This window comes from Bradyrhizobium sp. RDI18 (genome assembly GCF_043203335.1).
Classification (GTDB): Bacteria; Pseudomonadota; Alphaproteobacteria; order Rhizobiales; family Xanthobacteraceae; genus Bradyrhizobium; species Bradyrhizobium retamae.
Genome location: NZ_JBICRN010000008.1, coordinates 4376859 through 4398461 on the forward strand (window position 1 = coordinate 4376859; position 21603 = coordinate 4398461).

At 64.9% G+C, this 21603-nt stretch carries 21 protein-coding genes; 8 read left to right on the forward strand and 13 right to left on the reverse strand.

Annotated elements, in window-relative coordinates; translation table 11 throughout:
• Positions 1–197 precede the first annotated feature (197 nt).
• Positions 198–875 (forward strand): response regulator transcription factor, encoded by a 678-nt coding sequence (locus tag ACFXS9_RS30210; RefSeq protein ID WP_213285676.1) that lies wholly within the window; start codon positions 198–200, stop codon positions 873–875.
• A complete protein-coding gene (locus ACFXS9_RS30215; RefSeq protein ID WP_392695221.1) occupies positions 872–2818 on the forward strand; it encodes an ATP-binding protein in 1947 nt (648 codons plus the stop codon). The genes ACFXS9_RS30210 and ACFXS9_RS30215 overlap by 4 nt, the downstream gene beginning before the upstream one ends.
• 94 nt (positions 2819–2912) lie before the next feature.
• Here the strand turns inward: ACFXS9_RS30215 and ACFXS9_RS30220 are convergent, their stop codons facing one another.
• Positions 2913–3218, reverse strand: a complete 306-nt coding sequence (locus ACFXS9_RS30220) for a hypothetical protein (protein WP_392695224.1) — start codon at positions 3216–3218, stop codon at positions 2913–2915.
• A 239-nt stretch (positions 3219–3457) separates the two neighbouring features.
• Here ACFXS9_RS30220 and ACFXS9_RS30225 point away from each other — a divergent pair, with 239 nt between their 5' ends.
• A complete protein-coding gene (locus ACFXS9_RS30225; RefSeq protein WP_235782721.1) occupies positions 3458–3700 on the forward strand; it encodes a cysteine rich repeat-containing protein in 243 nt (80 codons plus the stop codon).
• A gap of 191 nt (positions 3701–3891) precedes the next feature.
• On the opposite strand, the gene ACFXS9_RS30230 is transcribed toward ACFXS9_RS30225, so the two are convergent.
• The 3 genes from ACFXS9_RS30230 to ACFXS9_RS30240 form a co-directional block, all read right to left on the reverse strand.
• Positions 3892–4596: a hypothetical protein gene (locus tag ACFXS9_RS30230; protein WP_392695227.1), complete on the reverse strand. Its 705-nt coding sequence runs from the start codon at positions 4594–4596 to the stop codon at positions 3892–3894.
• Positions 4597–4703: 107 nt separating this feature from the next.
• Positions 4704–5066 carry a hypothetical protein gene (locus ACFXS9_RS30235; protein ID WP_392695230.1) on the reverse strand — a complete coding sequence of 121 codons (363 nt, stop codon included), beginning with the start codon at positions 5064–5066 and terminating at the stop codon, positions 4704–4706.
• 475 nt (positions 5067–5541) lie between these two features.
• Positions 5542–5787, reverse strand: coding sequence for a hypothetical protein (locus ACFXS9_RS30240; protein WP_392695232.1), 246 nt, complete (start codon positions 5785–5787; stop codon positions 5542–5544).
• A gap of 147 nt (positions 5788–5934) precedes the next feature.
• On the opposite strand from ACFXS9_RS30240, the gene ACFXS9_RS30245 reads away from it, so the two are divergent.
• Positions 5935–6585, forward strand: a complete 651-nt coding sequence (locus tag ACFXS9_RS30245; RefSeq protein ID WP_392695235.1) for a hypothetical protein — start codon at positions 5935–5937, stop codon at positions 6583–6585.
• Here the strand turns inward: ACFXS9_RS30245 and ACFXS9_RS30250 are convergent.
• Positions 6582–7490, reverse strand: coding sequence for a DMT family transporter (locus ACFXS9_RS30250; RefSeq protein WP_392695237.1), 909 nt, complete (start codon positions 7488–7490; stop codon positions 6582–6584). The genes ACFXS9_RS30245 and ACFXS9_RS30250 overlap by 4 nt on opposite strands.
• Before the next feature lie 95 nt (positions 7491–7585).
• On the opposite strand from ACFXS9_RS30250, the gene ACFXS9_RS30255 reads away from it, so the two are divergent.
• Entirely contained in the window at positions 7586–9028 is a 1443-nt protein-coding gene (locus ACFXS9_RS30255; RefSeq protein ID WP_392695240.1) for a PLP-dependent aminotransferase family protein, read from the forward strand.
• 27 nt (positions 9029–9055) lie between these two features.
• On the opposite strand, the gene ACFXS9_RS30260 is transcribed toward ACFXS9_RS30255, so the two are convergent.
• Both ACFXS9_RS30260 and ACFXS9_RS30265 read right to left on the reverse strand, forming a co-directional pair.
• Positions 9056–11395 carry a mechanosensitive ion channel domain-containing protein gene (locus ACFXS9_RS30260; RefSeq protein ID WP_392695242.1) on the reverse strand — a complete coding sequence of 780 codons (2340 nt, stop codon included), beginning with the start codon at positions 11393–11395 and terminating at the stop codon, positions 9056–9058.
• Positions 11396–11608: 213 nt separating this feature from the next.
• Positions 11609–12583 (reverse strand): NAD(P)H-dependent flavin oxidoreductase, encoded by a 975-nt coding sequence (locus tag ACFXS9_RS30265; protein WP_392700098.1) that lies wholly within the window; start codon positions 12581–12583, stop codon positions 11609–11611.
• 92 nt (positions 12584–12675) lie between these two features.
• On the opposite strand from ACFXS9_RS30265, the gene ACFXS9_RS30270 reads away from it, so the two are divergent.
• Positions 12676–14238 carry an AMP-binding protein gene (locus tag ACFXS9_RS30270; protein ID WP_392695245.1) on the forward strand — a complete coding sequence of 521 codons (1563 nt, stop codon included), beginning with the start codon at positions 12676–12678 and terminating at the stop codon, positions 14236–14238.
• Between the two features lie 31 nt (positions 14239–14269).
• On the opposite strand, the gene minE is transcribed toward ACFXS9_RS30270, so the two are convergent.
• Genes minE through minC form a run of 3 tightly spaced genes read right to left on the reverse strand, consistent with a single transcriptional unit; the run spans position 14270 to position 16096 of the window.
• A complete protein-coding gene (gene minE, locus ACFXS9_RS30275; protein ID WP_156433752.1) occupies positions 14270–14563 on the reverse strand; it encodes a cell division topological specificity factor MinE in 294 nt (97 codons plus the stop codon).
• Positions 14560–15375: a septum site-determining protein MinD gene (minD, locus tag ACFXS9_RS30280; RefSeq protein WP_392695248.1), complete on the reverse strand. Its 816-nt coding sequence runs from the start codon at positions 15373–15375 to the stop codon at positions 14560–14562. Before minD ends, minE begins: the two co-directional genes overlap by 4 nt.
• Positions 15376–15394: 19 nt before the next feature.
• Positions 15395–16096, reverse strand: coding sequence for a septum site-determining protein MinC (minC, locus tag ACFXS9_RS30285; protein WP_392695251.1), 702 nt, complete (start codon positions 16094–16096; stop codon positions 15395–15397).
• A gap of 596 nt (positions 16097–16692) precedes the next feature.
• On the opposite strand from minC, the gene ACFXS9_RS30290 reads away from it, so the two are divergent.
• Complete coding sequence (locus tag ACFXS9_RS30290) at positions 16693–17241, forward strand: hypothetical protein (protein ID WP_392695253.1); 549 nt, start codon at positions 16693–16695, stop codon at positions 17239–17241.
• 115 nt (positions 17242–17356) lie between these two features.
• Positions 17357–18877, forward strand: coding sequence for an ABC transporter substrate-binding protein (locus tag ACFXS9_RS30295; RefSeq protein WP_392700100.1), 1521 nt, complete (start codon positions 17357–17359; stop codon positions 18875–18877).
• Positions 18878–18933: 56 nt separating this feature from the next.
• On the opposite strand, the gene ACFXS9_RS30300 is transcribed toward ACFXS9_RS30295, so the two are convergent.
• The 3 genes from ACFXS9_RS30300 to ACFXS9_RS30310 form a co-directional block, all read right to left on the reverse strand.
• Complete coding sequence (locus ACFXS9_RS30300) at positions 18934–19707, reverse strand: thioesterase family protein (protein WP_392695256.1); 774 nt, start codon at positions 19705–19707, stop codon at positions 18934–18936.
• 121 nt (positions 19708–19828) lie between these two features.
• On the reverse strand, positions 19829–20563 hold the full coding sequence (locus ACFXS9_RS30305) for an SDR family NAD(P)-dependent oxidoreductase (protein WP_392695259.1): 735 nt from the start codon (positions 20561–20563) through the stop codon (positions 19829–19831).
• 48 nt (positions 20564–20611) lie between these two features.
• Positions 20612–21580: an NAD(P)H-dependent flavin oxidoreductase gene (locus tag ACFXS9_RS30310; protein ID WP_392695261.1), complete on the reverse strand. Its 969-nt coding sequence runs from the start codon at positions 21578–21580 to the stop codon at positions 20612–20614.
• Positions 21581–21603 lie beyond the last annotated feature (23 nt).

The window sequence follows — 21603 nt, forward strand, 5'->3', positions numbered from 1 at the left end:
CTTTCGTCGGCGGTACATTTTTAGGAGGATTCGGCATTTCGGTGGCCTCGTTGAGAGGCAATCGTATAGGCTTTTTCCGCTCCCTTCGCCTCCCTCGAACCTCGTAAAAATCCCGCCCCATGAACATGGGTGTCGCAAAAAACCGCCACGGGGTTACACTTGCGTGGGCTGCAGGGATAGGCAGCCGGAGTTTTCAGATGAATTCATTGAGCGATGGGCCCAAGGCGGAAGCCATCACGGTCGTGCTGGTCGAGGACGACGCGCCGACGCTTTGGCGGCTGCAGGACGCACTCGCCAAGGCCGGATACCAGGTCAGAGCCGCCGGCACGCTCGCGGAAGCCCGCGCCTGTCTCGCGCAAGGCGCGCCAAAGGTGCTGCTGACCGATCTTCAGTTGCCGGACGGCCATGGCGTCGACCTGATCCGCGAGACCCGCAGGCGCTTTCCCGATACCGAGATCATGGTGATCTCGATCCTCGGCGACGAGGAAAGCGTGATTTCGGCGATCACCGTCGGCGCGACAGGCTATCTGCTCAAGGACGCATTCCCGACCGACATCGCCGCCACCGTGCGCGACCTCGTCGCCGGCCATTCGCCGATCTCGGCCTCGATCGCGCGTTTCATCGTGCGCCGGACCCAGAGCACGCCGGAGCCGCCGCCCGGCCCAGTGCTCAACACCACCAAACTGACGCCGCGCGAAATCGACATTCTCTGGGGCATCGCCAAGGGCTTTAGCTACGCCGAGATCGCCAGCCATCTCGGCCTGTCGCGCCAAACCGTGCCCGGGCATATCAAGAGCATCTATCGCAAGCTCGAAGTTCATACCCGGGGCGAGGCGGTGTTCGAGGCGGTCCAGCAGGGCTTGATCAAGTTGTGAACGATCACGGCGACGACGTGCAACCGGAGCTGCCCGGCCGCGCGCGGCGTCGGCTGCGATCGTCCCGTCTCATCCAGTATCTGCTGCTGCAGGCGGTGATCGCCGTCGCCGGCATCGCGGTGCTTCTGCAATCGCTGCCCGGACCTCCCGCGCAGTATCAGGTGACGGCCTTTCAGCTCACCGAAGCCGGCGCCGAGCGTGCGGTGACGCTGCCGTACTTCTCACCGTTGCGGAATGCGATGAACGATCCGCCCCGCTTCAGCGGACACTTCGTCCGCACGGCCGGCGAGGCCTCGGAGGCCTGGTCGGTGTTCCTGCCGCGCTTCACCAACGGGGTCGAGGTTACCGTCAACGATGTCGTGATCCTCGATAGCCGGCGCGATCCCGCCGCCAACCGGCCCGACCGCAACACGCCGGCGATTGCGGTGATCCCCGCTTCCGTGCTGCGCGATGGCGACAACGCCATCTCGATCCGGCTGTTCATCTGGGGTCCGATATCAGGCTTTCTCGATCGCATCTGGGTCGGCCCGGACGAAGAGTTGCGCCCGACCTACAATCTCAGAACGCTGGTGTTCGTGACGTTGCCGGTTGTGTTCTCATCCTGGCAGGCGATTCTGGCGGTCATCCTCGGCATCATGTGGGTGATGCGTCGCCACGAGCCGGCCTACGGCGTTCTGGCGGCGGCGATGGCCGTGGGTGTCGGCCAGGCATTCCTGCAAACGCCGCTGGGTGAGACGCCGTTTTCCAGGTTCAATGTGATCCTGATTTCCTCCGCGCCGATCGAAAGCGCGCTGGTGCTGGTCTTTGCGCTGCTGCTCTCGGGCTGGAAGTGGCAGCGCTACGCCTGGATCATCTTCATTCCGGGCATCGCATTGGCGCTGGCCGGCCTGTTCGGAAATCAGGCGCTGGTGCGCGCCCTCTTCCTGATTCTCGCCGTACCCATGGTCGGCATCTCCCTTCTCATTATGGCCGTCGTTACTGCGCGATCGGCGCTGCAACGGCAGAACGTCGCGAGCTTCCTGCTCGGCTGCGCGGTCACGATCATGCTGACCTGCTGGATCGTCGACCTGCTCTCGGTGTTTCAGATGATGCCCAACCGCATCTTCACCGCGCGGCTGTCCTATTCGGCGATGCTGGTCGCGATCGGCGCGGGGCTCACCTGGCGGTTCGCCCGGGCGTTGAACCAGGTCGACGGCTTTGCCGGCCGCCTCGTCAACCAGGTGCGCGAGGCGGAGGAGAAGCTGAAGGCCAGTTTCGCCCGCGAGGAGGAGCGCGCCCGCGCCGCCGCGCTGGCGCGGGAGCGTACGCGGCTGATGCGCGACCTGCATGACGGGCTCGGCGGCCAGCTCGTGAGCATCGTGGCCTTGAGCGAACGCGGCAATGGCAGCGCGGGGATCGGCGATGCGGCGCGCGCCGCGCTGAAGGATTTGCGCCTCGTCATCGACTCCATGGACGACATCGGCGGCGATCTGATGCTGGCGCTGGGCTCCTGGCGCGAACGCGCCATGGCGCAGCTTCGTCCGCATGACATCACGCTCGACTGGCGCGCGGTCACGGCGCAGGGCCTGCCGGTTCATCCCGAGCTGCGGCCGTGGCACGTCATCCAGATCGTACGATTGTTGGATGAAGCGGTGACCAATGCGGTCAAGCACGCCGAGGCGCGGCGCATTACGGTGAGGATCGAGACGCTGGCGGGTGCCGACGGCCTCGAGCGCGGCTGCATCACCGTCGAGGATGACGGCAGGGGATTTGAGATCGCGCCTGACGGCGGAGCCGCCGGAGCGGCGAAAACGGCGCGCGGCCTGCGCAACATGCGAAGCCGTGCCGCGCGCTGCGGCGCGGAGCTGGAACTGAGCTCCTGCGCCCAAGGGACTCACAAGGGTACGCGCGTGAGGCTGACCTTGCCCCACCGCTTCCCCGACAGCGACGGCGCTGCCGGTTAGCATGCACACTTTTAGTTACGCGATTTCTTTGCGCGAACCGGTGCCCACTCCAGATCAGGTCCGAGGGCATGCTTCGCTTGAAAAACGCTTTGCCTCAGCGGCGGCCGACGCGGTTCACCGGACCACCGCGGTTCATCGGCGTGCCGGGACGAACACCGACGCCCGGAGCTCCGACGCCGACAGCGCCGACGCCGACACGGGCAACGCCAACGGCCGGTGTCACGACCGCAGCCGCTGCGACCGGCGTCGGGCGCGCGACGCAGCCCTTCGGCACGCCAACCGTCTTGCAATAAACCACTGCAGCCTGGGCAGAGCCTACGCCGCCGACTGCAAAGGAAGCCACGGCCGAAAACGCCGCGAGCGTCAGACCTGCGCTCAGCCAACCTGTCTTCTTCAACATGTGTCATCTCTCCCGAATGGGCGTGCAGCTCTTTGCGATGTGCCGATCGGTCACCGCAGCCCACGCGAGATGTACATGGTCCATCGAGGTGCCCGGCAACATCCCATGAAAATGGTGTGGGTGCGCGCGGGGTGATTTGCGACCCGCTTCCGACGCCATGAACATGGCATGGACCGCGGGCGCAACCTCGACGAGTTTTCGCGCGCTTTCAATCTCCCATTCTCGTCAAAAGGTGATCCATGATGAAATCCATTCATGTCGTGGCCGCGGCCACTGCGCTGATCCTGTCGCTCGGCGCAGGCTCGCTGGCTCAGGCGCAATCCGGCCCCACTCCCCAGGAGCAGATGGCCTGCCGTTCGGATGCCGGAAAATTCTGCGCCGAGCATATCGGCAAGCCGCCGCAGATGAATGCCTGCCTGAAAGCAAACAAGACGAAGCTGTCGGATGGCTGCCGCAAGGTGGTGGAATCTCGCGGCGGCTAAGACGCAACGTTTGATTTGATTGAAGCGGCGCGATCGGCCCGCGTTCCCCGGATGCTGCGCAGCGCGCCGCTTGCGGCGTGGTGCGCTGCTGATCCGGGGTCCATGTGCCAGTGGGTCCCGGCTCTGCGGTGCAGCGCTACACGCTGCACCGCGTCCGGGACACGAATACCCCGTTCGAAGGAAACGATCGATCAATCCTGATCGAACAACCTGATCCGCGGCATTTCGATTCGTGCCGGCTCGCCAGCGAACGCTTCTTCGCGGATGATGATGCGCCGCGGCTCGGTTGCTTCGCGGACCTGCGTCTCGACCGCCTCGAGGTCCTGCTCGCGAGGCTGCTGGAAGCGGCGCTTGTCGGCCCAGCGCTGGCGCCGCTCGGCGCGCCGCTGTTCGGCGGCAGGGCGTTTGAGATCGGCATCACGCGCCCTGGCAAACGCCTCCTGGGGCGCAGCAGCCTTCTCCGGCGCAGCAATCCTTTCGCTGGCCTGTTCGGCGGGCTTCGAGGGTTTCGGCGGTGGCGGTACAAGTTGAGCGGCCGCTGCGTTATTGGCCGTCTTCTCTTCGGTGGAAGCATTATCAGCAGCCGGCGCTGCCGCCGCCATTTGCGGCTGTGGTTGCGTTTGGGGCTGTGGCTGCGTCTGTTGGGACTGCGTTTGCGGCTGCTCCTGGGCGGGCGCGGTATTGGCCGCAGCCGCCGTCGCCGCGACATAGGGCACCGGCTGCGATGGCTCCGTCGAGACGGGTATCGGCTCCGCTGACATCCGGCGTTCCAGTTTCGAGATTATCTGCGTCGGCGGGCTGACGATGTTGGCAGCCAGGTATCCACCGCCGAGACCGGCGGCGACCGCGACGACCACGGTTCCTGCCCCCGCAAAATAGGCGGTTGATGTGCGCATCGGCAAACTCCCTCATCCACGCGGGCAACGCGTGGGGTAGGGCGATGTTCCGGTGCGGCGCTGTGTGTAGGAGTTCTGCGGAACCAGCGGCCGATGCAGATCGCCGCTCAGATCATTGCGGCGACTTTTTCCAGCCCGATGATACGGGCAAGCGAGCGCACTTCGCTCTTCTGGTCCTCACGCAACTGGAACAGCAGCGGCATCGCCGCCGATTTCAATTGCTGGACTTCCGCGGACTCTGGATCGATCGGCACGCCCGTCGCATTCGGGTTGGCCTGCCGGCCCGCATGAATCTTGCGGGCAACGGCACGCAGCGCAGTCTCTACCGGTGGCCAGTAGGACTCCTGCGACGCCGTCAGTTTCAGGCGGTCCTTGATGCCGGCGATCTGGCCATCGCTCAATAGCGTGTAGTTTTTCTGCGGCTGGGGCTTGGCTGCGGCCTTGGGCTTGACGGGCGCAGGCGCCTGCACCGGCGCCGTGCTCGGCGCGGCGGTGGACGTGGTGGGCGGGACGGGGGAGCCGCGATTTCCTTCGGCATGGCCATATCGACTGGCGACGTCGAGGCATAGGCCCGGCGCAGCGATTCGTTCAGCGCGGGATCCCTGGGCTGGGGATCAATCGCGGCAGTGGCGTAGCTTAGAACCGCCAGGCGATCCTTTTTGCCTTCCTTGTTCGAGACCGGAGCCTGGACCGAGGAAGCCGACGCCAGTTCGAACCGGGCGGCAGGCAGGCTGTCGCGGCCGACAATGGCGGTGACGGCGGCGCCGGCCACGAGAAAACAGATCAGCGCGACAATCGTCATAGTCTTGGTCAAAAAGGTCTCCATTCCCGCCGACGTTTGGCCCTTTTGCCGAAAACTGGATGACAATTGAGGCTATACGATGCCAATCGCCGCGCTGACGCGGTCGAAAAAGATGGGGAAAAAGTCCCAAAATAGCCCTGGAATCAGGCCGCTGCGGCCAAATCATAGGCCTCCTGGATATCGGCAACGATATCGGAGGCTTCCCACAGGGCGTCGGGGGCGACCTGCTGCAAGGTGACGGTCCAGTTGCACTTGCGGTTGCGCGGCATGCTGACGACGTCGAACTCGATACCGCGGCACAGCGGATGCCGATCGAGCGCAAACATCACCCGGCGCCGGATCTCGTCGAGGGTTGCCGGGGTTTTGGCAAAATACCGATCGAAATCCATTCCATACCCCTTTCGATTTGCCGTCCGACCGTGGCGGCGGACCTTCGTCTGGGGCTATTGTTGGGGCCGATATGGTTAACGGCGCGTTAAGCCTTCGGCATGGCAACCGCCGGGACCTAAGCAAACGGCGGAGCGGAACAGCCCGGCATGGCTGAAGCGACATCCCAGACAACGTCGGTCGCCACCGGGCCATCGGTTCGCGCCGCGCTGGTGGCGGCGATCGCGATTTCAGCCTTCACGCTGTCGATCGCGACGTTCGAACTGTCGATGGCGGACTGGCCCTCCGGCTTCGTCCTGCTTGTCGTCGTGCCGCTGGTCGCGCTGGTGTTCTTCGGCTGCCTCGTGTGGTCGGCTTCGCTGCTCCCCAGGATCCGAACCAGTGGCGCGAAGTTCGCCCTTCCCTTCCTGATCTGCGCGCTGGCGCTCGCCATTCTCGCCTACGCCCCGCTGCATCAGGTCGCCCTCCAGCAGAATTTCCGCTGGCACCGGGCCGACCGCGAACGGATCGTGGCGCGCATCGAAGCCGGCGAGTTGAAACCCAACGTCTCCTACCACAAGAACCTGGTCGCGCTCGGCGACCGCGAGCCAAACGTTTCCGTCGGCAACGACATCGTCGTCGACGAGACGGAAGAAGGCACCTATGTGCTGTTTTTGACCTCACGCGGCCTGAAGCACTATTTCACCGGCTTCCTGCGCGTGCCGCCGGGCGGCGATCCCAAAAACTTCTTCGAATTCGCCGACAAGCCGCCGAGCCGGCTCGAGCGCTACGACGAGAATTGGTATTTCGTGGCGAACTAGGCCGTCTTTTCTCGAAGCGAGCCACCGGCGATGGTGCCGAGCGCGATGCCGCCGATGATCAGCGCCATCGCAAGAAACAGCGACGGCTCCAGCGGCTCGTTCAGGATGGCGGTGGCGCTGACGATGCCGAGCAGCGGCGTCGCCAGCAGGCACAGCGAGGTGGTGACGGCCGACAGGCTGCGGTTCACCATGGTCATCGCCCAGTTGGCGAATGCGGTGCAGACAATTCCGCTATAGAGCATCAACGTGGCAAGACGCCCCGTCCACACGATCTGCGGCGGGCCTTCCACGAGCCACGCGATGGTCGCAAGCAGCGCGGCCGCCAGCAGCACCTGCCAGAACCCGAGCTGGAAGGGTGTCGAAATCCATTTGTGCGCGCGGACGTAAACGATGTTGCCGGCCCAGCAGAACGCGGCAATCAGAATCAGGCCGCTGCCGAACAGCGCGTTGCGGTCAGCCCAGTTCAGCGTCTGCGGATTGAAGATGATCGCGAGGCCCGCCAGGCCGCAGCCGATACCGATCGTGCGCCGGCGCGTGATATGCTCCGACAGAAACATGGCTGCTCCGATCGCCACCCATAGCGGCGTCGTATAGCCGAGCACGATCGCCCTGCCCGCCGGCACGAATTGCAGCCCGGCCGCCACCAGCGCGGAAAACGCCACCAGGTGCAGGATCGAGGTGCAGAACACGACCGGCAGATCGCCGCGCTTCGGCACGATGAACGTCCCCTGCGCCCACAACATCGGCGCCAGCGTCGCGGCGGCGATCATGCAGCGCAGCGCCGTCGCCCATAGCGGGGACACGTCGTGCACGATCATCTTCGTCACCGGCCAGTTGGTCCCCCACGCGAACACGACGCCGACAAGCAGCACCGCCGCGCTGCGGGTTGAAAGTCCACTGGCCATCTCGAACTGGTCCCGTCATGAGCCGCTGGGCATTGCCTAGCCCTTCAACTGGCTCTAGTGAAAGGACCAGTTTTGACGATTTACTGGTACCAGTTGTGGACGATCTGATTCCCGGAATGCTGCATCTGGCGCGCGACAGCGGCGCGACCTTGACGCGCCAGCTCACCGACCAGTTGCGGCACCTCATCACGGAAGGACGCCTCGCGCCCGGCCAGCGCCTGCCCTCGAGCCGGCAACTGGCGCAATCGCTCGCCCTCTCACGCAACACGGTCTCGTTTGCAATCGAGCAATTGGCCGCGGAAGGCTATCTCTCGCTCTCCGTTGGACGCCGTCCGGTCGTCGCCGAAGGCCTGTCGCTCGATCGCCGCAAGATGTCGCCGCGAAGCAGCCGGGCCGGAAGCGAGCGGATAGGCCTGTCGTCCTGGGCGCGCAGTCTGCAGCGGGCGGGCTGGCCGCCTGTTCATGAGGGACGGCCGCGACCGTTTCAGCCCGGGCTGGCGGACGAGCGCGAGTTTCCGCACGATGTGTGGAGCCGCTGCCTGCGGCGCGCGGCGCGAAACGCACCGCTGCGCCGCGACCGGCCCATCAACCATCGACCGCTGCAGGAAGCGCTGCTCGGGCATCTCGTGGTTCATCGCGGAATCAAAGCCAAGGCCAATCAGATATTGATCATGCCGACGGCGCAATCCGGTCTGACGCTGATCGCAGATGCGCTGCTCGAGCGCGGCGATCACGCCTGGATCGAAAGCCCGGGCTATGGCGGCGCCAACACTGCATTGCATGCCGCCGGCGCCATCGTTTCCGCCATACCGCTCGACGCGCAAGGCATGGCCGTCTCATCCCGCAAGGAGGCGCCGCGGCTGATCTTCGTCACGCCGTCGCATCAATATCCCACCGGGCGGCTGATGCCGATCGGCCGCCGTCTCGAACTGCTGCGTTTTGCGGAAGCCACGGGCGCCTGCATCATCGAGGACGACTACGACGGCGAATTTCACTACGAGGCCCGCCCGGTGGCCGCCCTGCAGGGGCTCGCAACGTCGCCGCGCGTGTTCTATCTCGGCACCTTCTCGAAAGCGACGTATGCGGACATTCGCTTCGGTTACCTCGTCGTCCCGGAAGCGCTGATCGGTCACTTCGAACTGGCGCAGCGCCACATGGGAATGCTGACGTCGATTACCATGCAGGACGCGCTGGCCGAGTTCATCGCATCCGGCGCCTATCTCGGCCACATCAGAAGGATGACGCGCCTCTACAAGGGCCGGCGCGACCGCATGCTGCAGGCGCTTGCCGCGGAAGCCGGCGACCGCCTCGCGATCGAAGCCCCGGCCGGCGGAATGCAACTGCTGGCGCGATGCAGCGGGCCGGCGAACGACCGGCAATTGTCGGCGCGCCTGCTCGACGCCGGCGTCGCCAGCCGGCCGTTATCGAGCATGCTGTATCACAAGACCAATGAGCACGGCCTGTTTCTCGGCTTTGCGGCATGGAATGAAAAAGAGATCGATCAGGCGGCGCGCATCCTTGGTCGAATCCTGCGTTGAGACACGCGGATAGCGTTGCGTGACGAACTAACCCGCCGCCCGCCTGGGCTGCGCATTCGCGGCGGCATCGGTGGGCGCCGGAACCTGCATCAGAATGGTTTGGCTAGCGGGCGCGATTTCCACGCCGCATTCCTGGAATCGCCGCTTCATGCGGCGGTTGAATTCCCGCTGCACCGGCCAGCGGCCGGCATCGGTGCAGCGGATCTGGCCGACGATCGAAGCCATCGAGCCGTCTACCTTGTCGACGCCCCACAGTTCGAGGTCGCCGCGGATCAGGTGCTGAAATTCGGGCTCGCGCCGCATTTCGGCGACGATGTCCTTCAGGATCTGGCCGGCGCGGTCGGTGTCTTCCTTGTAGGCCACGTTGACGCTGACGGCGGCGTTGCCGGCGCCGCGGCTCGAATTGGTGATCGTCGTCACCGCACTGAACGGCACGATATGCACGGAGCCGTCGCCGGCGCGCAGGCGAAGGGTGCGGATCGAAACATTCTCCACGACCCCTGAGAGGCCCGACAGTGTGACGGTGTCCCCGACCTGGACGGTGTTCTCGATCAGGAGAAACAGCCCGGTAATAAGGTCCTGCACCAGTTTCTGCGAGCCGAAGCCGATGGCGATACCGACGATACCGGCGCCGGCGAGCAGCGGCGCGACATTGACGCCGATCTCGCTGAGCGCCGTGAGGCCAACGACGACGACGATGAGGCACAACAGTGCCGTTCGCAGCATCGGCTGAAACGTGCGCAGCCGCGCCGCGCGCGCGTAGTGACCGTCGCGCGACAGTGCGGTAACCTTGCGGTCCAGCAACGCGTTGCTGATTTCCCAGATCGCCGCAGCAGCCAGTGCTGCAATGCCGACGGTGACCACCGCCGACACCAGCCGGCTGCCGATCTGGCCGCCGTAGAACCAAACGATGGCGTCGATGCCCCAAACTTCCAGCAGCGCGACAAAGCCGATGAAGGCGATCGCGACCGAGATGACGTTGCGCAACAGCGGCAGATAGCGGTTGGCGCGATTCTCCAGGCCCGGGAAGCGGAGCAGGAGTTCCGGGCTGATGCGGAAGCCGCGATCGATCAAGCTCAGCACCAGCATGGTGGAAAGACGCACGATCAGCACAACTGCGACCGTGCCGACGAAATACTGCAGGAGCAGCGCGTAGCCGTTGCGGATGTTGAGCGCCCACACCGCCCACAAGGCGAGGTCGAGCGCGATCGCAAGATAGTGCCACAGGCCGGCGACGCGGTTGCGCACCCTGGCGGCTGCGCCGTCGCGGCCGGCCGGCGCGCGAATAGCATCCGCAACCTGGCGGCGGCACTGCAGGATAATGACGACGATGAAGAGATGGACGACCAGCATCACGAGGCGCAGCAACGCCATGTAGCCGCCGCGGTGCAAGCCCAGCAGCAACGCCACATTGGCGAAGGCAATGCCCGAGACACCGACGGTGACGATGCGCCGCGCCCATATCTCGATATAGGCTGCGGTCTCGGCGCGAACGCGAAACAGGCCGAAAGGTCCGGCCAGCGCCCGTACCACGCAGATCAGCCCGCGCGTCAGCGCATAGGCGTTGACGACCGCGAGGATCACGAGCCGGGTGGTTGCGAGATCGCCGATCCCGGTTCCCAGCAACATCGTGGCGGTACCGACAAAGACGAGCACCGGGAGCAGTTCGAGCGCGAGACGTCCCAACACAAAGGGCAACCTGACCAGCGACTGCCAAGTGCGCGCCAAACTGAGGCGCCGCCGATGCAGCTCGGGCGCGGCCGTGACGTCAGCCACGGAGGATGGCGGATCGGCCACCGCCAGCGCCGGCACCGGGGCGCGCGCCGTTTGCGGCAGGCGCGCTTCCAACAGCGCCACCGGGCGCTTGATCAGGCGGAAAACCAGCCACTCGGCAGCGAGCGCGCAAAGGAACACCAGCGCCAGTTTCCATGCGATGTCGAACAACTGGTGATAGGCGGACGGATCGTTGGCGGTCCGCACGAACCAGTAATAGAACGCCCGAAAGTCCGTCAGTGTCCGCGCCACATCGGCGACCTCGCGCGAGATCTCACCGACTTGCTCGGATACCGTCAGCAGGAGCTGTGCGCCGAGGCTGTCCGCCGTGAGCGGCATAGCGGATTTCTGTTCGGGTGCGGGAGCCGCGCCTTGCGGTGCCGGCGAGGCACTGGCGATCGCACGTAGCGTCTCGATGACTTGCGCGCGCTTCTTGTCATCGGAAAGCGTATCGAGCGCCCGCTTCGCCTGATCGGGCGTCAGGACGTCAGCTTTGTCGGTAGGGGCGGCAGGCGCGGCGCCGGGCTGCGCGAAAACCGGGAAGGCAAACAGCGCGCCGATGAGCAGGATCGCGGGGAAGAGCTTGGTCGACACGAAGGCCTCGCTGAATAAATTGCGCCCGGCGGCGAAACCTGGAATCGGTCTCGCCTTCGCGCGTGCGTCATGTCGGATTGCCTGTTTTCGCCGTCATCCTGTGTCGGAAGTTTGCCAGCGCGGCGGCTTTGTCTTGGCATTTGCCGTTGGGCACGCCTGGCATTGCTGCATTACAGAAATGCAGTGGCTGGATCGCCGGGAACCTTTTGCGCCCTAGCTAAATCGCGGGGCAGCGTCCCGATATTCCGCCGCTGTGCGCGCAACCATCTCGTCGACCGAAAGAACCTCCGCCACGCCCGAAACGGAATGTCCCGCACTCCAGACATCCTTCCAGCGTTTCGGGCGGTCCTCGCGCGCGCCGATGTCGATATCCTTGCCGATATCGATCGCGCCTCGCTCGGGAAGATCGTCCGGATCGAGGCCGGCGGCCTCGATCGAGGGGCGCAGCATGTTGGTCAGCAGGCCCGTGAATGCCTTGGTCAGCAGGATGTCGTCGGCGCTGCTGGCGGCCAGCATCTCCTTGTAGCGCGCGTCCGCCATGCTCTCCCGCGTGGCGATGAATTTGGTACCCATATAAGCGAGATCGCAGCCGAGCGCCTCGGCCGCGCGCAGGGCGTGGCCATCCGCGATGCCGCCCGCCAGCACCAGGGGCCCGTCGAAGAAGGCGCGCACCGCGCGCACGAACACGAAGGGATTGAGCCAGCCGGTCTGGCCGCCCGCGCCTGCCGTCAGCAGTACCAGCCCATCCGCGCCGGCGGCGACCGCGCGTTCGGCATGGCGGATGGATGCGACGTCGGCAAACACCAGCGCGCCGGCATCGCGCAACGGCTTCAATACCGGCGCCGGCGAGCCGACGGAGGTGATAACCATTTCCGGCCGGTGATGCAGCAGCACCTGCAGATCCTGCTCCAGCCGCGCATTGGAGCGATGCACGATCAGGTTGGCGCATACGGGCGCCGCGGGTTTGCCGCTTGCATCCGAGTGCGCCTTCAGCCGGTCGTCGATGTCCGTCAGCCATTGATCGAGTTGTTCGGGGCTGCGGCAATTCACGGTCGGAAACGAACCGATCACGCCGTTGCGGCAGGCAGCTACCACCAGCTCGACGCCGGAGACGAGAAACATCGGCGCCGCAATCAGCGGCAGGCTAAGGCGATCGCGAAAACGCGCAAGAACATCGGTTGGTTGCATCATCCTAGCTTGAGCAGTGTGCCTGTTGTGTTAGCGTTACCCAACATTGGCACGGGCGAAGGCCAATTACAAAACAAGCAGGAGGAAGAAAGATGGGCAATCCGCTCTACGCGTTTCCGGCGGCATGCGAGCAGACCTTGCTGGCGCTGGCGCGCTACCCGGAGCGCACGGCGTTCGCCTGGCCGGGCGGATCGCTCACCTATCGCGGCGCGACCGACATGATCGGGCGCATGCAGGCCGTGTTCATGAAGCTGGGCTTTCAGCCCGGCAGCCGCGTCGCGTTTCTCACCGCCAACCGCGCCGACACCTGGTGCGCCGGCGTCGCCGCGCAGCTCTCGCGATTGGCGATTACCTGGCTGCATCCTTTGGGTTCGCTGGACGACCAGCTTTTTCAGCTCGAGGATTCCCAAGCGCAGATCCTGGTGGTCGACGGGGTTACCTTCCACGACCGCGGCGGCGAACTCGCGGCCAAAGCGACCGGGGTAAAGACTGTCTTCACGCTCGGCCCCGCCAGCTACGGCGCCGACCTCCTGCAGGCGGTCGAAGCCGCCGGCAGCGCCACGGCACGCAGCTTTGCCGGACCCGACGACATCGCCACGCTCAATTACACTGGCGGCACCACGGGCAAATCCAAGGGCGCGCTGCGGCACCACCGGGAATATGGCGGCTGGGCCAGCGCGATCCTGGCCGATTTCGAAATTCCGGATACGCCGCGCTATCTCACCGTCGCGCCGATCAGCCATGTCGCGGGGACGAAAGTGCTGCCGACGCTGATGCGCGGCGGCACCGTGCACATGCTGAAGGGCTTTGATCCCGAAGCCGTGTTCAAGACCATCGAGCGCGAGAAGATCAATTTCACGTTGTTCGTGCCGACGATGATCTATGTCATGCTGGATCATCCCTCACTCGACAAGACCGACCTCTCCTCGCTCGAACTCCTGCTGTACGGCGCGTCTGCGATGTCGCCGAGCCGGCTGGTCGAGGGCATCGAGCGGATCGGGCCGGTGTTCTCGCAGCTCTACGGCCAGACCGAGTGTTATCCGGTGTCCGTGCTGCGCAAGGCCGACCACGATCCCAGGACGCCGGAGCTGTTCCTGTCCTGCGGATTCCCGATCGCCGCTTGCCAGGTGAAGATCCTCGACAATGACGACCGGGAAGTCGCAACCGGCGAGGCCGGCGAGATCTGCGTGCGCGGCACGCATGTGATGGCCGAGTACTGGAAGCGGCCCGACGCGACCGCGGAGACGCTGAAGAACGGCTGGCTGCACACCGGCGACATCGCGCGATCGGACGAACGCGGCTACATGTTCATCCTCGACCGCAAGAAGGACATGATCGTCTCCGGCGGCTTCAACATCTTTCCACGCGAGGTCGAGGATGTCTTGTCGCAGCATGCCGACGTCGCCATGGTCGCCGTGGTCGGCGTACCCGATGACAAATGGGGCGAGGCCGTCACCGCCGTGATCGTCGCCCGCGAAGGCGCGCGACCGAATCCGGACGAGCTGATCAACCTCGTGAAGGCGAAGAAGGGCTCGGCGCACGCGCCCAAGCACATCAAGTTCGTTAGCGAGTTGCCGATGACCGGCGTCGGCAAGGTCGACAAGAAGGTGCTGAAGGCGGGCTTCTGGACCGGGCGGGAGCGGATGGTGGGGTAGCGATCAGTTAGCTCGGTCGGCAGCTCGCCTTTCAGCCGGCCATGCGCTTTTCGGTAGGAGCCTTCTTGTCGAAATTATTGGGCACTTCGATATCGACTTCGAGTGTCGACACCGTCTTGCCACGCTCCAGCTTAACCATCACCTTGTCGGGATCGAGCACCACGTGCTTCGACACCACCGCGAGGATTTCCTCCCGCAGCGTGGCCAGCAAGTCGGACTGACCGAGCAGCCCGCGCTCATGCGCTAGCAGGATCTGCAGCCGCTCCCGCGCAACTGGGGCGGATGCATTGCGGCCGCTAAACAGCCGCAGCAGATTCATGCTCATGCAGCTCTCCGTCCCAGCAGGCGGTTCATGAAGCCCTTGCGCTCGGCCGGCACGGTCATGGCGACCTGTTCGCCCATCAGGCGGCGTGCGGCATCGATATAGGCGCGGGCCGGCGCGCTCTCGGCATTGTTGAGCGTCACCGGCGTGCCGACGTTGGACGCCTTCAGGACATCCTGGCTCTCGGGAATGATGCCGAGCAGAGGCGTCGCGAGGATTTCCAGGATGTCGTCGATATTGAGCATCTCGCCGCGCGCCGCACGCGCCGGATCGTAGCGGGTGATCAGCACATGCTTTTCTACCCGCTCGCCGCGCTCCGCCCTCACCGTCTTCGAATCGAGCATGCCGATGATGCGGTCGGAGTCGCGCACCGAGGACACTTCGGGATTGGTGACGATGACGGCTTCGTCGGCATAGCGCATTGCGAGCGTCGCACCGCGCTCGATGCCGGCCGGGCTGTCGCACAGAATCCAGTCGAACCGGCTCCTGAGCTCGGTGATAACGCGGCCGACGCCCTCGTCGGTCAGCGCATCCTTGTCGCGAGTCTGTGAGGCCGGCAGCAGCCAGAGACTTTCCAGCCGCTTGTCGCGGATCAGGGCCTGCGGCAGCTTGGCGACACCCTGCACCACGTTGATGAGGTCGAACACCACGCGGCGTTCGGCGCCCATCACCAGATCGAGGTTGCGCAGGCCGACATCGAAATCGACCACCACGACGCTTTGCCCGCCTTGCGCAAGCGCCGCACCGAGCGCGGCCGTCGAGGTGGTTTTTCCAACGCCTCCCTTGCCCGAGGTAACGACCAGGACCTTGGCCATACTTGATCTCCTTAGCCGGTTAATTCAGCGGGGTAATTTTCATGGTGTCGCCCTCCAGCCAGGCTTGCGCCGGGCGGTTGCGGAGCGCGACGTCGATTTCTTCTGCGGTCTGGTAGTAGCCATCGATCGCCAGCAGCTCGGCCTCGATTCTCTGGCAATAGATCCGTGCGGCCGAATTGCCGTTGACGCCGGCCATCGCACGGCCGCGCAGCGTGCCGTAGATGTGAATCGATCCGCCGGCGACGATCTCCGCGCCCGACCCGACCGAGCCCAAAACCGTGACATCGCCTTCCATGAAGACGATGGACTGGCCCGAACGTACCGGGTTCTCCAGCAGCAGCGAGGTCGGCTTCGGCTTCGGCTCGGGCTCCGGCTTCTGCGCCGGCTCGTTTCGCGTGATCACGCAGGAACGGCCGCCGGTCAGCAAGGGCGGCATGCTCGCCGCGAGACGATCTTCCTCCACACCCTCGATTCCGAGGACGCGGATGTTGCGCTCGTTGAGACTGCCGACGAGATGGGCGATGGCGGAGCTTGAGAGATCGACGGCCGAGAGATCGAGCACAATCGGCTTGCCGACGAAGTATCCGGGCGAGCGCGCCAGCGTGGCGTCGATCTCGGCGAGCCATTCCACGATCGGCACGACAGGGCTGAATACGAACGCGACATAGGACCGGCCGCGCAGCCGGACCAGTTGACGCGTGGGATCCGCTCGGACGTCCATGATGTTCGACTCGCCTTTCTTATTGAATGGTTAACAATCGACGAACTTGGTTAACGAGTAATTAATGTGAAAACCCGCGCTACGCGCAGAAAGCAGCGCAACGGGCGGCGAATCCGGCGCATTTGTGGCCGATTCATGCTGCTTATCGTGCGGAACGCACGCCAAAACCCTTTGAAAACAGGGGTCACGGGAGTTGTAGTTAACGCGGGCTCAACTTACTTTCGTCACGTTTCCGACCTAAATTAGTCCTCGCGCGGCTCCAACAAACTTATGTGTGCTGGCGGATCTCTGCGGTCTGGCAGCTCAATCCGTCGGACAGACGGGAACATTTGCCGGCAGGGGACGAGGCAGTGAAAGCCGTGAGTGTTGTGTGGTCGCGAGATCCGATCTCGCAGGCAGGTGCCGTCGGACGCAGGGACGACGCCTCACACCTTGATTCAAATCTTCCAAGCGAGCTCGATAGCGGACAGAAAGCGGACGTCGATGATCCCGCGCGCCTCTTCCGCGATCTGGAACTCCTGACCGGTACGTCACCTGCCGTTCCGCCGCCGAGCAATCCGCCGGTCAATCCGCCAAGCGACATGAGGAGTAAGCGTATGAGTAGTGTGAGTGAGCAGGACCACATCAATCCCCGCGATCCCCTGTACTACGCGCCGCGCTCGCTACGTGAGCGATCGGCTTCCATGCGCGACGCCAGCCCCGCAACGACACCGTTCTCTCCGGCGTCGTTCGACTCCCAGCTCGAGAGCGCCGTATCCGATGCGCTGCGCCATCGCCTCGATCCCGAGATCATGCGCGAACCTCAACTGGAATCGAAGAAGGCGTTGTGGAGCGTCGCAGCGCGCTTTGGTGCCGCGATCGGCGTCGCGGCTGTGGTGGCGCTGTTCTTCGTCATCGCCGTGCCGGGCTCGCGGCAGAGCGACGGTGAGCCGTCGGCGTCCTCCGGAATCGTGCAGTCGATCAAGGCTGCCCTGTTCCAATCCGGAGAGGCTTCGCCAAAGCCTGCAATCAGCGAATTCCAGGCCGTTCTCGCCTCCACGCCACCGAGCGCCTCGCCTGCGCCTGAGCAGTCCCAGTTGCTCAAGCAATTCATGCAGTGGCGCGAGAAGCCGGATCCGGCGACGCCACAACGCGCCAACCCATGATCCAGATGGAGGAATGACAATGCCTGAGAACCGACTTTCCGCCATCTTGTTCTCAAGGAGTTTGCCATGACCTCGCACCGGATCTCCTTGCTGGTCGGGGCCGTGCTGTTCAGGAATCGCAGGCAGCGCTCAGGCTGCCGGCGACGTTGCGATCGTGCGCGACCTTGCAGGCCGCGTCGGCCCCGTGATCGGCTCGGCCCAGGCCTGCCGCGACATTGCGCGTCCCCGCATCCAGACCATCGTCGACAAGTTTTCACAGGTGATCCGGGAAGCCTCGTCGAACGAGGCCGAGCGTTCTGATCTCACCCAGACGTTCGATCGCAGCGTGGCCGACGGCCGCGCCGCCGTTAGCTCGGGCAAAATCGATTGCATCCGGGCCGATCGTCAGCTTGCCGATCTCGAACGCTCGATCTCAGGCCCCAGTCTTTCCAGCGTCATCGGCCCGTCCCCTGCCGCTGCGGCAACGGCCGCGAACGCAGCAACCGCGCCGACTGCCCCGGTTCCGACCGGGCCGCTGCCACGCGGCATCGGCGAAAAGGAAATCCGCTTCGGCATCGCCGCGCCCTTCTCCGGCTCGGCCCGTGAGCTGGGACGCCAGATGAAGCTCGGAATCGAGACCGCCTTCAACCGGATCAACGATGCCGGCGGCGTCGACGGGCGGATGCTCAAACTGCACGCCGCCGACGACGGCTACGAGCCTTCGCGCACCGCGGAAGCGATGAAGCAGCTCTATGAAAAGGACCAGGTGTTCGGCATCGTCGGCAATGTCGGCACGCCGACCGCGGCGGTGGCGATTCCCTATGCGCTCGAGCGCCGGATGCTGTTCTTCGGAGCCTTCACCGGCGCCAACATCCTGCGCAACGATCCGCCGGATCGCTACGTGTTCAACTACCGCGCCAGCTATGTTCAGGAAACCGACGCAGTCGTCCGCTACCTCGTCAAGATACGCCGGCTGCAGCCCCGCCAGATCGCGGTGTTCGCGCAGCAGGATTCGTACGGCGACGCCGGATTTGCCGGTGTCGCCAAGGCGTTTCGCTCCATGGGCGTGAACGACGGCGCCATCCTCCGGCTCAATTATGCGCGAAACACCGTCGACGTCGACGACGCGATCAACCAGTTGAAGCTCGCGAAACCGCCGATCAAGGCCGTCGTCATGGTCGCCACCTACCGGGCCGCGGCGCGGTTCATCGAGAAAACGCGTGACCTCTATCCCGGGTTGATCTACTCCAACGTCTCGTTCGTCGGCTCCACGGCGCTCGCCGAAGAACTGAAACTCTTGGGACCGCGTTACACCAACGGCGTGATCGTGACGCAGGTGGTGCCGGCGGTGTCGGGCTATTCGTCGGCCGTGCTCGAATACAAGAATGCGCTCGCCAAGTATTTCCCAGGCGAAGCGCCCGACTACGTTTCGTTCGAGGGCTATGTCGCCGCCAACGTCCTGATCGCGGGCATCAAACGGACCGGGCCGCAGCTCGATACCGAGAAGCTGATCGACACGCTGGAGACCATGCGCAATCTCGACCTCGGTCTCGGGACCCAGCTCAGCTTCGGCCGCTCCGAGCACCAGGCTTCGAACAAGGTGTGGGGCACGGCACTCGACGAGAACGGGCGTTACCAGCCGATAGATCTCGAATGATCGGGAAGCCGCGACCCCTGTGATCGCGGCTTCACCATGCCCCTCTGGCGGCGCGCTCAGCGCTTCTCGATGACAAGGCTCTGGATGGCGCGGCCGAAATAGCCGCGCTCGTCGGCGAGCCGCGCCATTGCCAGCCCCGCGCCGTCGGGACCGATCCAGGACTCGGCATCGAGCAGGATCCAGTCGCCGACCGGCTCACGGGCAAAATTCACGGTCAGGTCGGCATTGAGAAAGGTCCAGGCGCGGAAATCCAGCACGGCCGAGGTGCCGTTGCAGAAATCCGCCGCCGCCATCGCCCGCATCGCCTGCGAAACGGCTGCGCCTTCCACGATCGGCCGGTCGACGCGATACCAGATCGCGCCGGGACCGGGCTCGCCGAAGCGGCCGCGCGCGGCGCGCAGCGACATCCCTGATACGAACGGGCTGGAGGAAAAATCTGCGGGCTCGACGCGCGATCGATCCGGCCCCGGAAGCTCGACCGGCGGGATCGCGGTCTCTAGCGGCAGTTCCTGGGCCTGCACCTTGATCTTCAGCACGGTCGCGCCGACCACGACGACGCCTTTGGCCAGTAGCCTGACCGCGCAGAGCTGGATCTTGCGGCCCTCGCGCAAAACTTCGCTCTCGATGGTCAGCGGCGCCACCGGCACGGGACGCATCAGGTCCACGGTCACGCGCGCAACCCGCATCGCGACCGGCGTCGGAATCCGCTCCGCCGCCCACACCACCAGCGCCGCCGGCGGCGAGCCGTGCTGCATGCTCGGGTCCCATGGCCCTGCCGCAAAGGGGCTGGTGACGACGTCGTTGCCGTCAACGCGAAAAATGCCGTCCATTGAATGAGAAATCCTGTCGATCAAGGGACGAGCTTCTTGCCTGCTTCGGCGGAACGAGTCGAGCCCGCGGCAAACAGGACACCGTGCGCCATTCGCGGGAGACGGCGAGCAAGGCGGCGCATCAAATGAACGCCATGCCGCCATTGAGGACGATGGTCTGCCCGGTCATGTAGCTGTTGCCGAGCACCATCGCGACGGCTTGTGCGACTTCCTCGGCCTGGCCCATGCGGCCGAGCGGGATGTTGCGCGCCAGATCCGTCCGGCCGCCCATCATGTCGGTCTCGATCAGCGACGGCGCCACCGCGTTGACGGTGATGCCTTCCTTGACGAGGCGCGCCGCGTAGCCGCGCGTCAGTCCTTCCATGCCGGCCTTGGAGGCGTTGTAGTGCACGCCGATCGCGCCGGCGCCGCGCGCCGCGCCCGACGAGATGTTGACGATGCGGCCCCATTTCCGCGCCCGCATCGCCGGCAGCACCGCCTGCGTGCACAGGAACGCCGATTTCAAGTTTACCGCGATGGTGCGGTCGAAATCGTCCTCGGTGAGATCGTCGACGCCGCGCACGAGAGCTAAGCCGGCATTGTTGACGAGAATGTCGATCGGACCGAGCGCGGAGGCCACCTGTTCGACCATGTTGGCGACGGCCGCGGCCTGCGAGACATCGGCTCCGATCGCGTTGGCGTGGCCGCCATTGGCCTTGATCCGGGCGACAACAGCATCGGCATCACCAGCGCGCTCGCGGTAATTGACCGCGACCGCGGCGCCGGCTTCGGCAAGCGTCAAGGCAACTGCCGCGCCGATACCGCGGGACGCGCCCGTCACCAGTGCAACACGCGCACTCAGGTTCTGTCCGGCCATCACCGATCCTCCGTCGCCTTCACGGCGGCGCGCGACCCGCAGGGCACCTCACAATGCGGGATCGACCGCCTCGTCATATTCCTTCTTGAACCGCGCGATCAACTCGGCGGCCGGCACCACCTTGCCGATGCCGCCAATACCCTGGCCGCTGCCCCAGATCTCCTTCCATGCCTTTGGCTTGGCGCGCTCGCCGGAAGCGTCGGTGCCAAAACTCATCTTCGAGGGATCGGAGGTCGGCAGGTCGTCGGGATTGAGACCAGCCTTGACGATCGACGGCTTGAGGTAATTGCCGTGCACGCCGGTGAACAGGTTTGAATAGACGATGTCTTCCGCCGACGACGACGTGATCATCTCCTTGTAGGCTTCGACCGCGTTAGCTTCCTGGGTCGCGATGAAGGCGGAGCCGATATAGGCGAAGTCGGCACCGAGGATGCGCGCCGCACGGATGGCGCGGCCGTTGGCAATCGCGCCCGACAGCGCGATCGGTCCGTCGAACCAGGCGCGCGTTTCCTCGACGAAGGCGAGCGGCGAGATCGTGCCGGCATGGCCGCCGGCGCCGGCCGCAACCAGGATCAGGCCGTCGGCGCCCTTCTCGACCGCCTTGTGCGCGAACTTCTGGTTGATCACGTCGTGGAAGACGATGCCGCCCCAATTATGCGCCGCCTGATTGAGATCTTCACGCGCGCCGAGCGAGGTGATCAGCATCGGCACCTTGTACTTCTCGCAGGCCGCAAGGTCGTGATCGAGCCGGTTGTTGGACTTGTGAACGATCTGGTTCACCGCAAACGGCGCCGACGGCCGCTCCGGATGCGCCTTGTCGTAGGCCGCGAGTTCTTCGGTGATCCGCGCCAGCCATTCGTCGAGCAACGAAGCCGGCCGCGCATTCAGCGCCGGAAACGATCCGACCACGCCGGCCTTGCACTGGGCGATCACGAGATCGGGCACGGAGATGATGAACAGCGGCGACCCGATCACGGGTATCGACAGGCGGCCCTTGAACAATGCGGGCATGGACATTCGAAGCGATCCTCTGGTTATTC

Excerpts from the sequence above, each read along its gene's own strand:
- ACFXS9_RS30210 (WP_213285676.1), top strand. The coding sequence starts at position 198 with ATGAATTCATTGAGCGATGGGCCCAAGGCGGAAGCCATCACGGTCGTG.
- ACFXS9_RS30220 (WP_392695224.1), bottom strand. The coding sequence starts at position 3,218 with ATGTTGAAGAAGACAGGTTGGCTGAGCGCAGGTCTGACGCTCGCGGCG.
- ACFXS9_RS30225 (WP_235782721.1), top strand. The coding sequence starts at position 3,458 with ATGATGAAATCCATTCATGTCGTGGCCGCGGCCACTGCGCTGATCCTG.
- ACFXS9_RS30230 (WP_392695227.1), bottom strand. The coding sequence starts at position 4,596 with ATGCGCACATCAACCGCCTATTTTGCGGGGGCAGGAACCGTGGTCGTC.
- ACFXS9_RS30240 (WP_392695232.1), bottom strand. The coding sequence starts at position 5,787 with ATGGATTTCGATCGGTATTTTGCCAAAACCCCGGCAACCCTCGACGAG.
- ACFXS9_RS30245 (WP_392695235.1), top strand. The coding sequence starts at position 5,935 with ATGGCTGAAGCGACATCCCAGACAACGTCGGTCGCCACCGGGCCATCG.
- ACFXS9_RS30250 (WP_392695237.1), bottom strand. The coding sequence starts at position 7,490 with ATGGCCAGTGGACTTTCAACCCGCAGCGCGGCGGTGCTGCTTGTCGGC.
- ACFXS9_RS30265 (WP_392700098.1), bottom strand. The coding sequence starts at position 12,583 with ATGCAACCAACCGATGTTCTTGCGCGTTTTCGCGATCGCCTTAGCCTG.
- ACFXS9_RS30270 (WP_392695245.1), top strand. The coding sequence starts at position 12,676 with ATGGGCAATCCGCTCTACGCGTTTCCGGCGGCATGCGAGCAGACCTTG.
- minE (WP_156433752.1), bottom strand. The coding sequence starts at position 14,563 with ATGAGCATGAATCTGCTGCGGCTGTTTAGCGGCCGCAATGCATCCGCC.
- minD (WP_392695248.1), bottom strand. The coding sequence starts at position 15,375 with ATGGCCAAGGTCCTGGTCGTTACCTCGGGCAAGGGAGGCGTTGGAAAA.
- minC (WP_392695251.1), bottom strand. The coding sequence starts at position 16,096 with ATGGACGTCCGAGCGGATCCCACGCGTCAACTGGTCCGGCTGCGCGGC.
- ACFXS9_RS30290 (WP_392695253.1), top strand. The coding sequence starts at position 16,693 with ATGAGTAGTGTGAGTGAGCAGGACCACATCAATCCCCGCGATCCCCTG.
- ACFXS9_RS30300 (WP_392695256.1), bottom strand. The coding sequence starts at position 19,707 with ATGGACGGCATTTTTCGCGTTGACGGCAACGACGTCGTCACCAGCCCC.
- ACFXS9_RS30305 (WP_392695259.1), bottom strand. The coding sequence starts at position 20,563 with ATGGCCGGACAGAACCTGAGTGCGCGTGTTGCACTGGTGACGGGCGCG.
- ACFXS9_RS30310 (WP_392695261.1), bottom strand. The coding sequence starts at position 21,580 with ATGTCCATGCCCGCATTGTTCAAGGGCCGCCTGTCGATACCCGTGATC.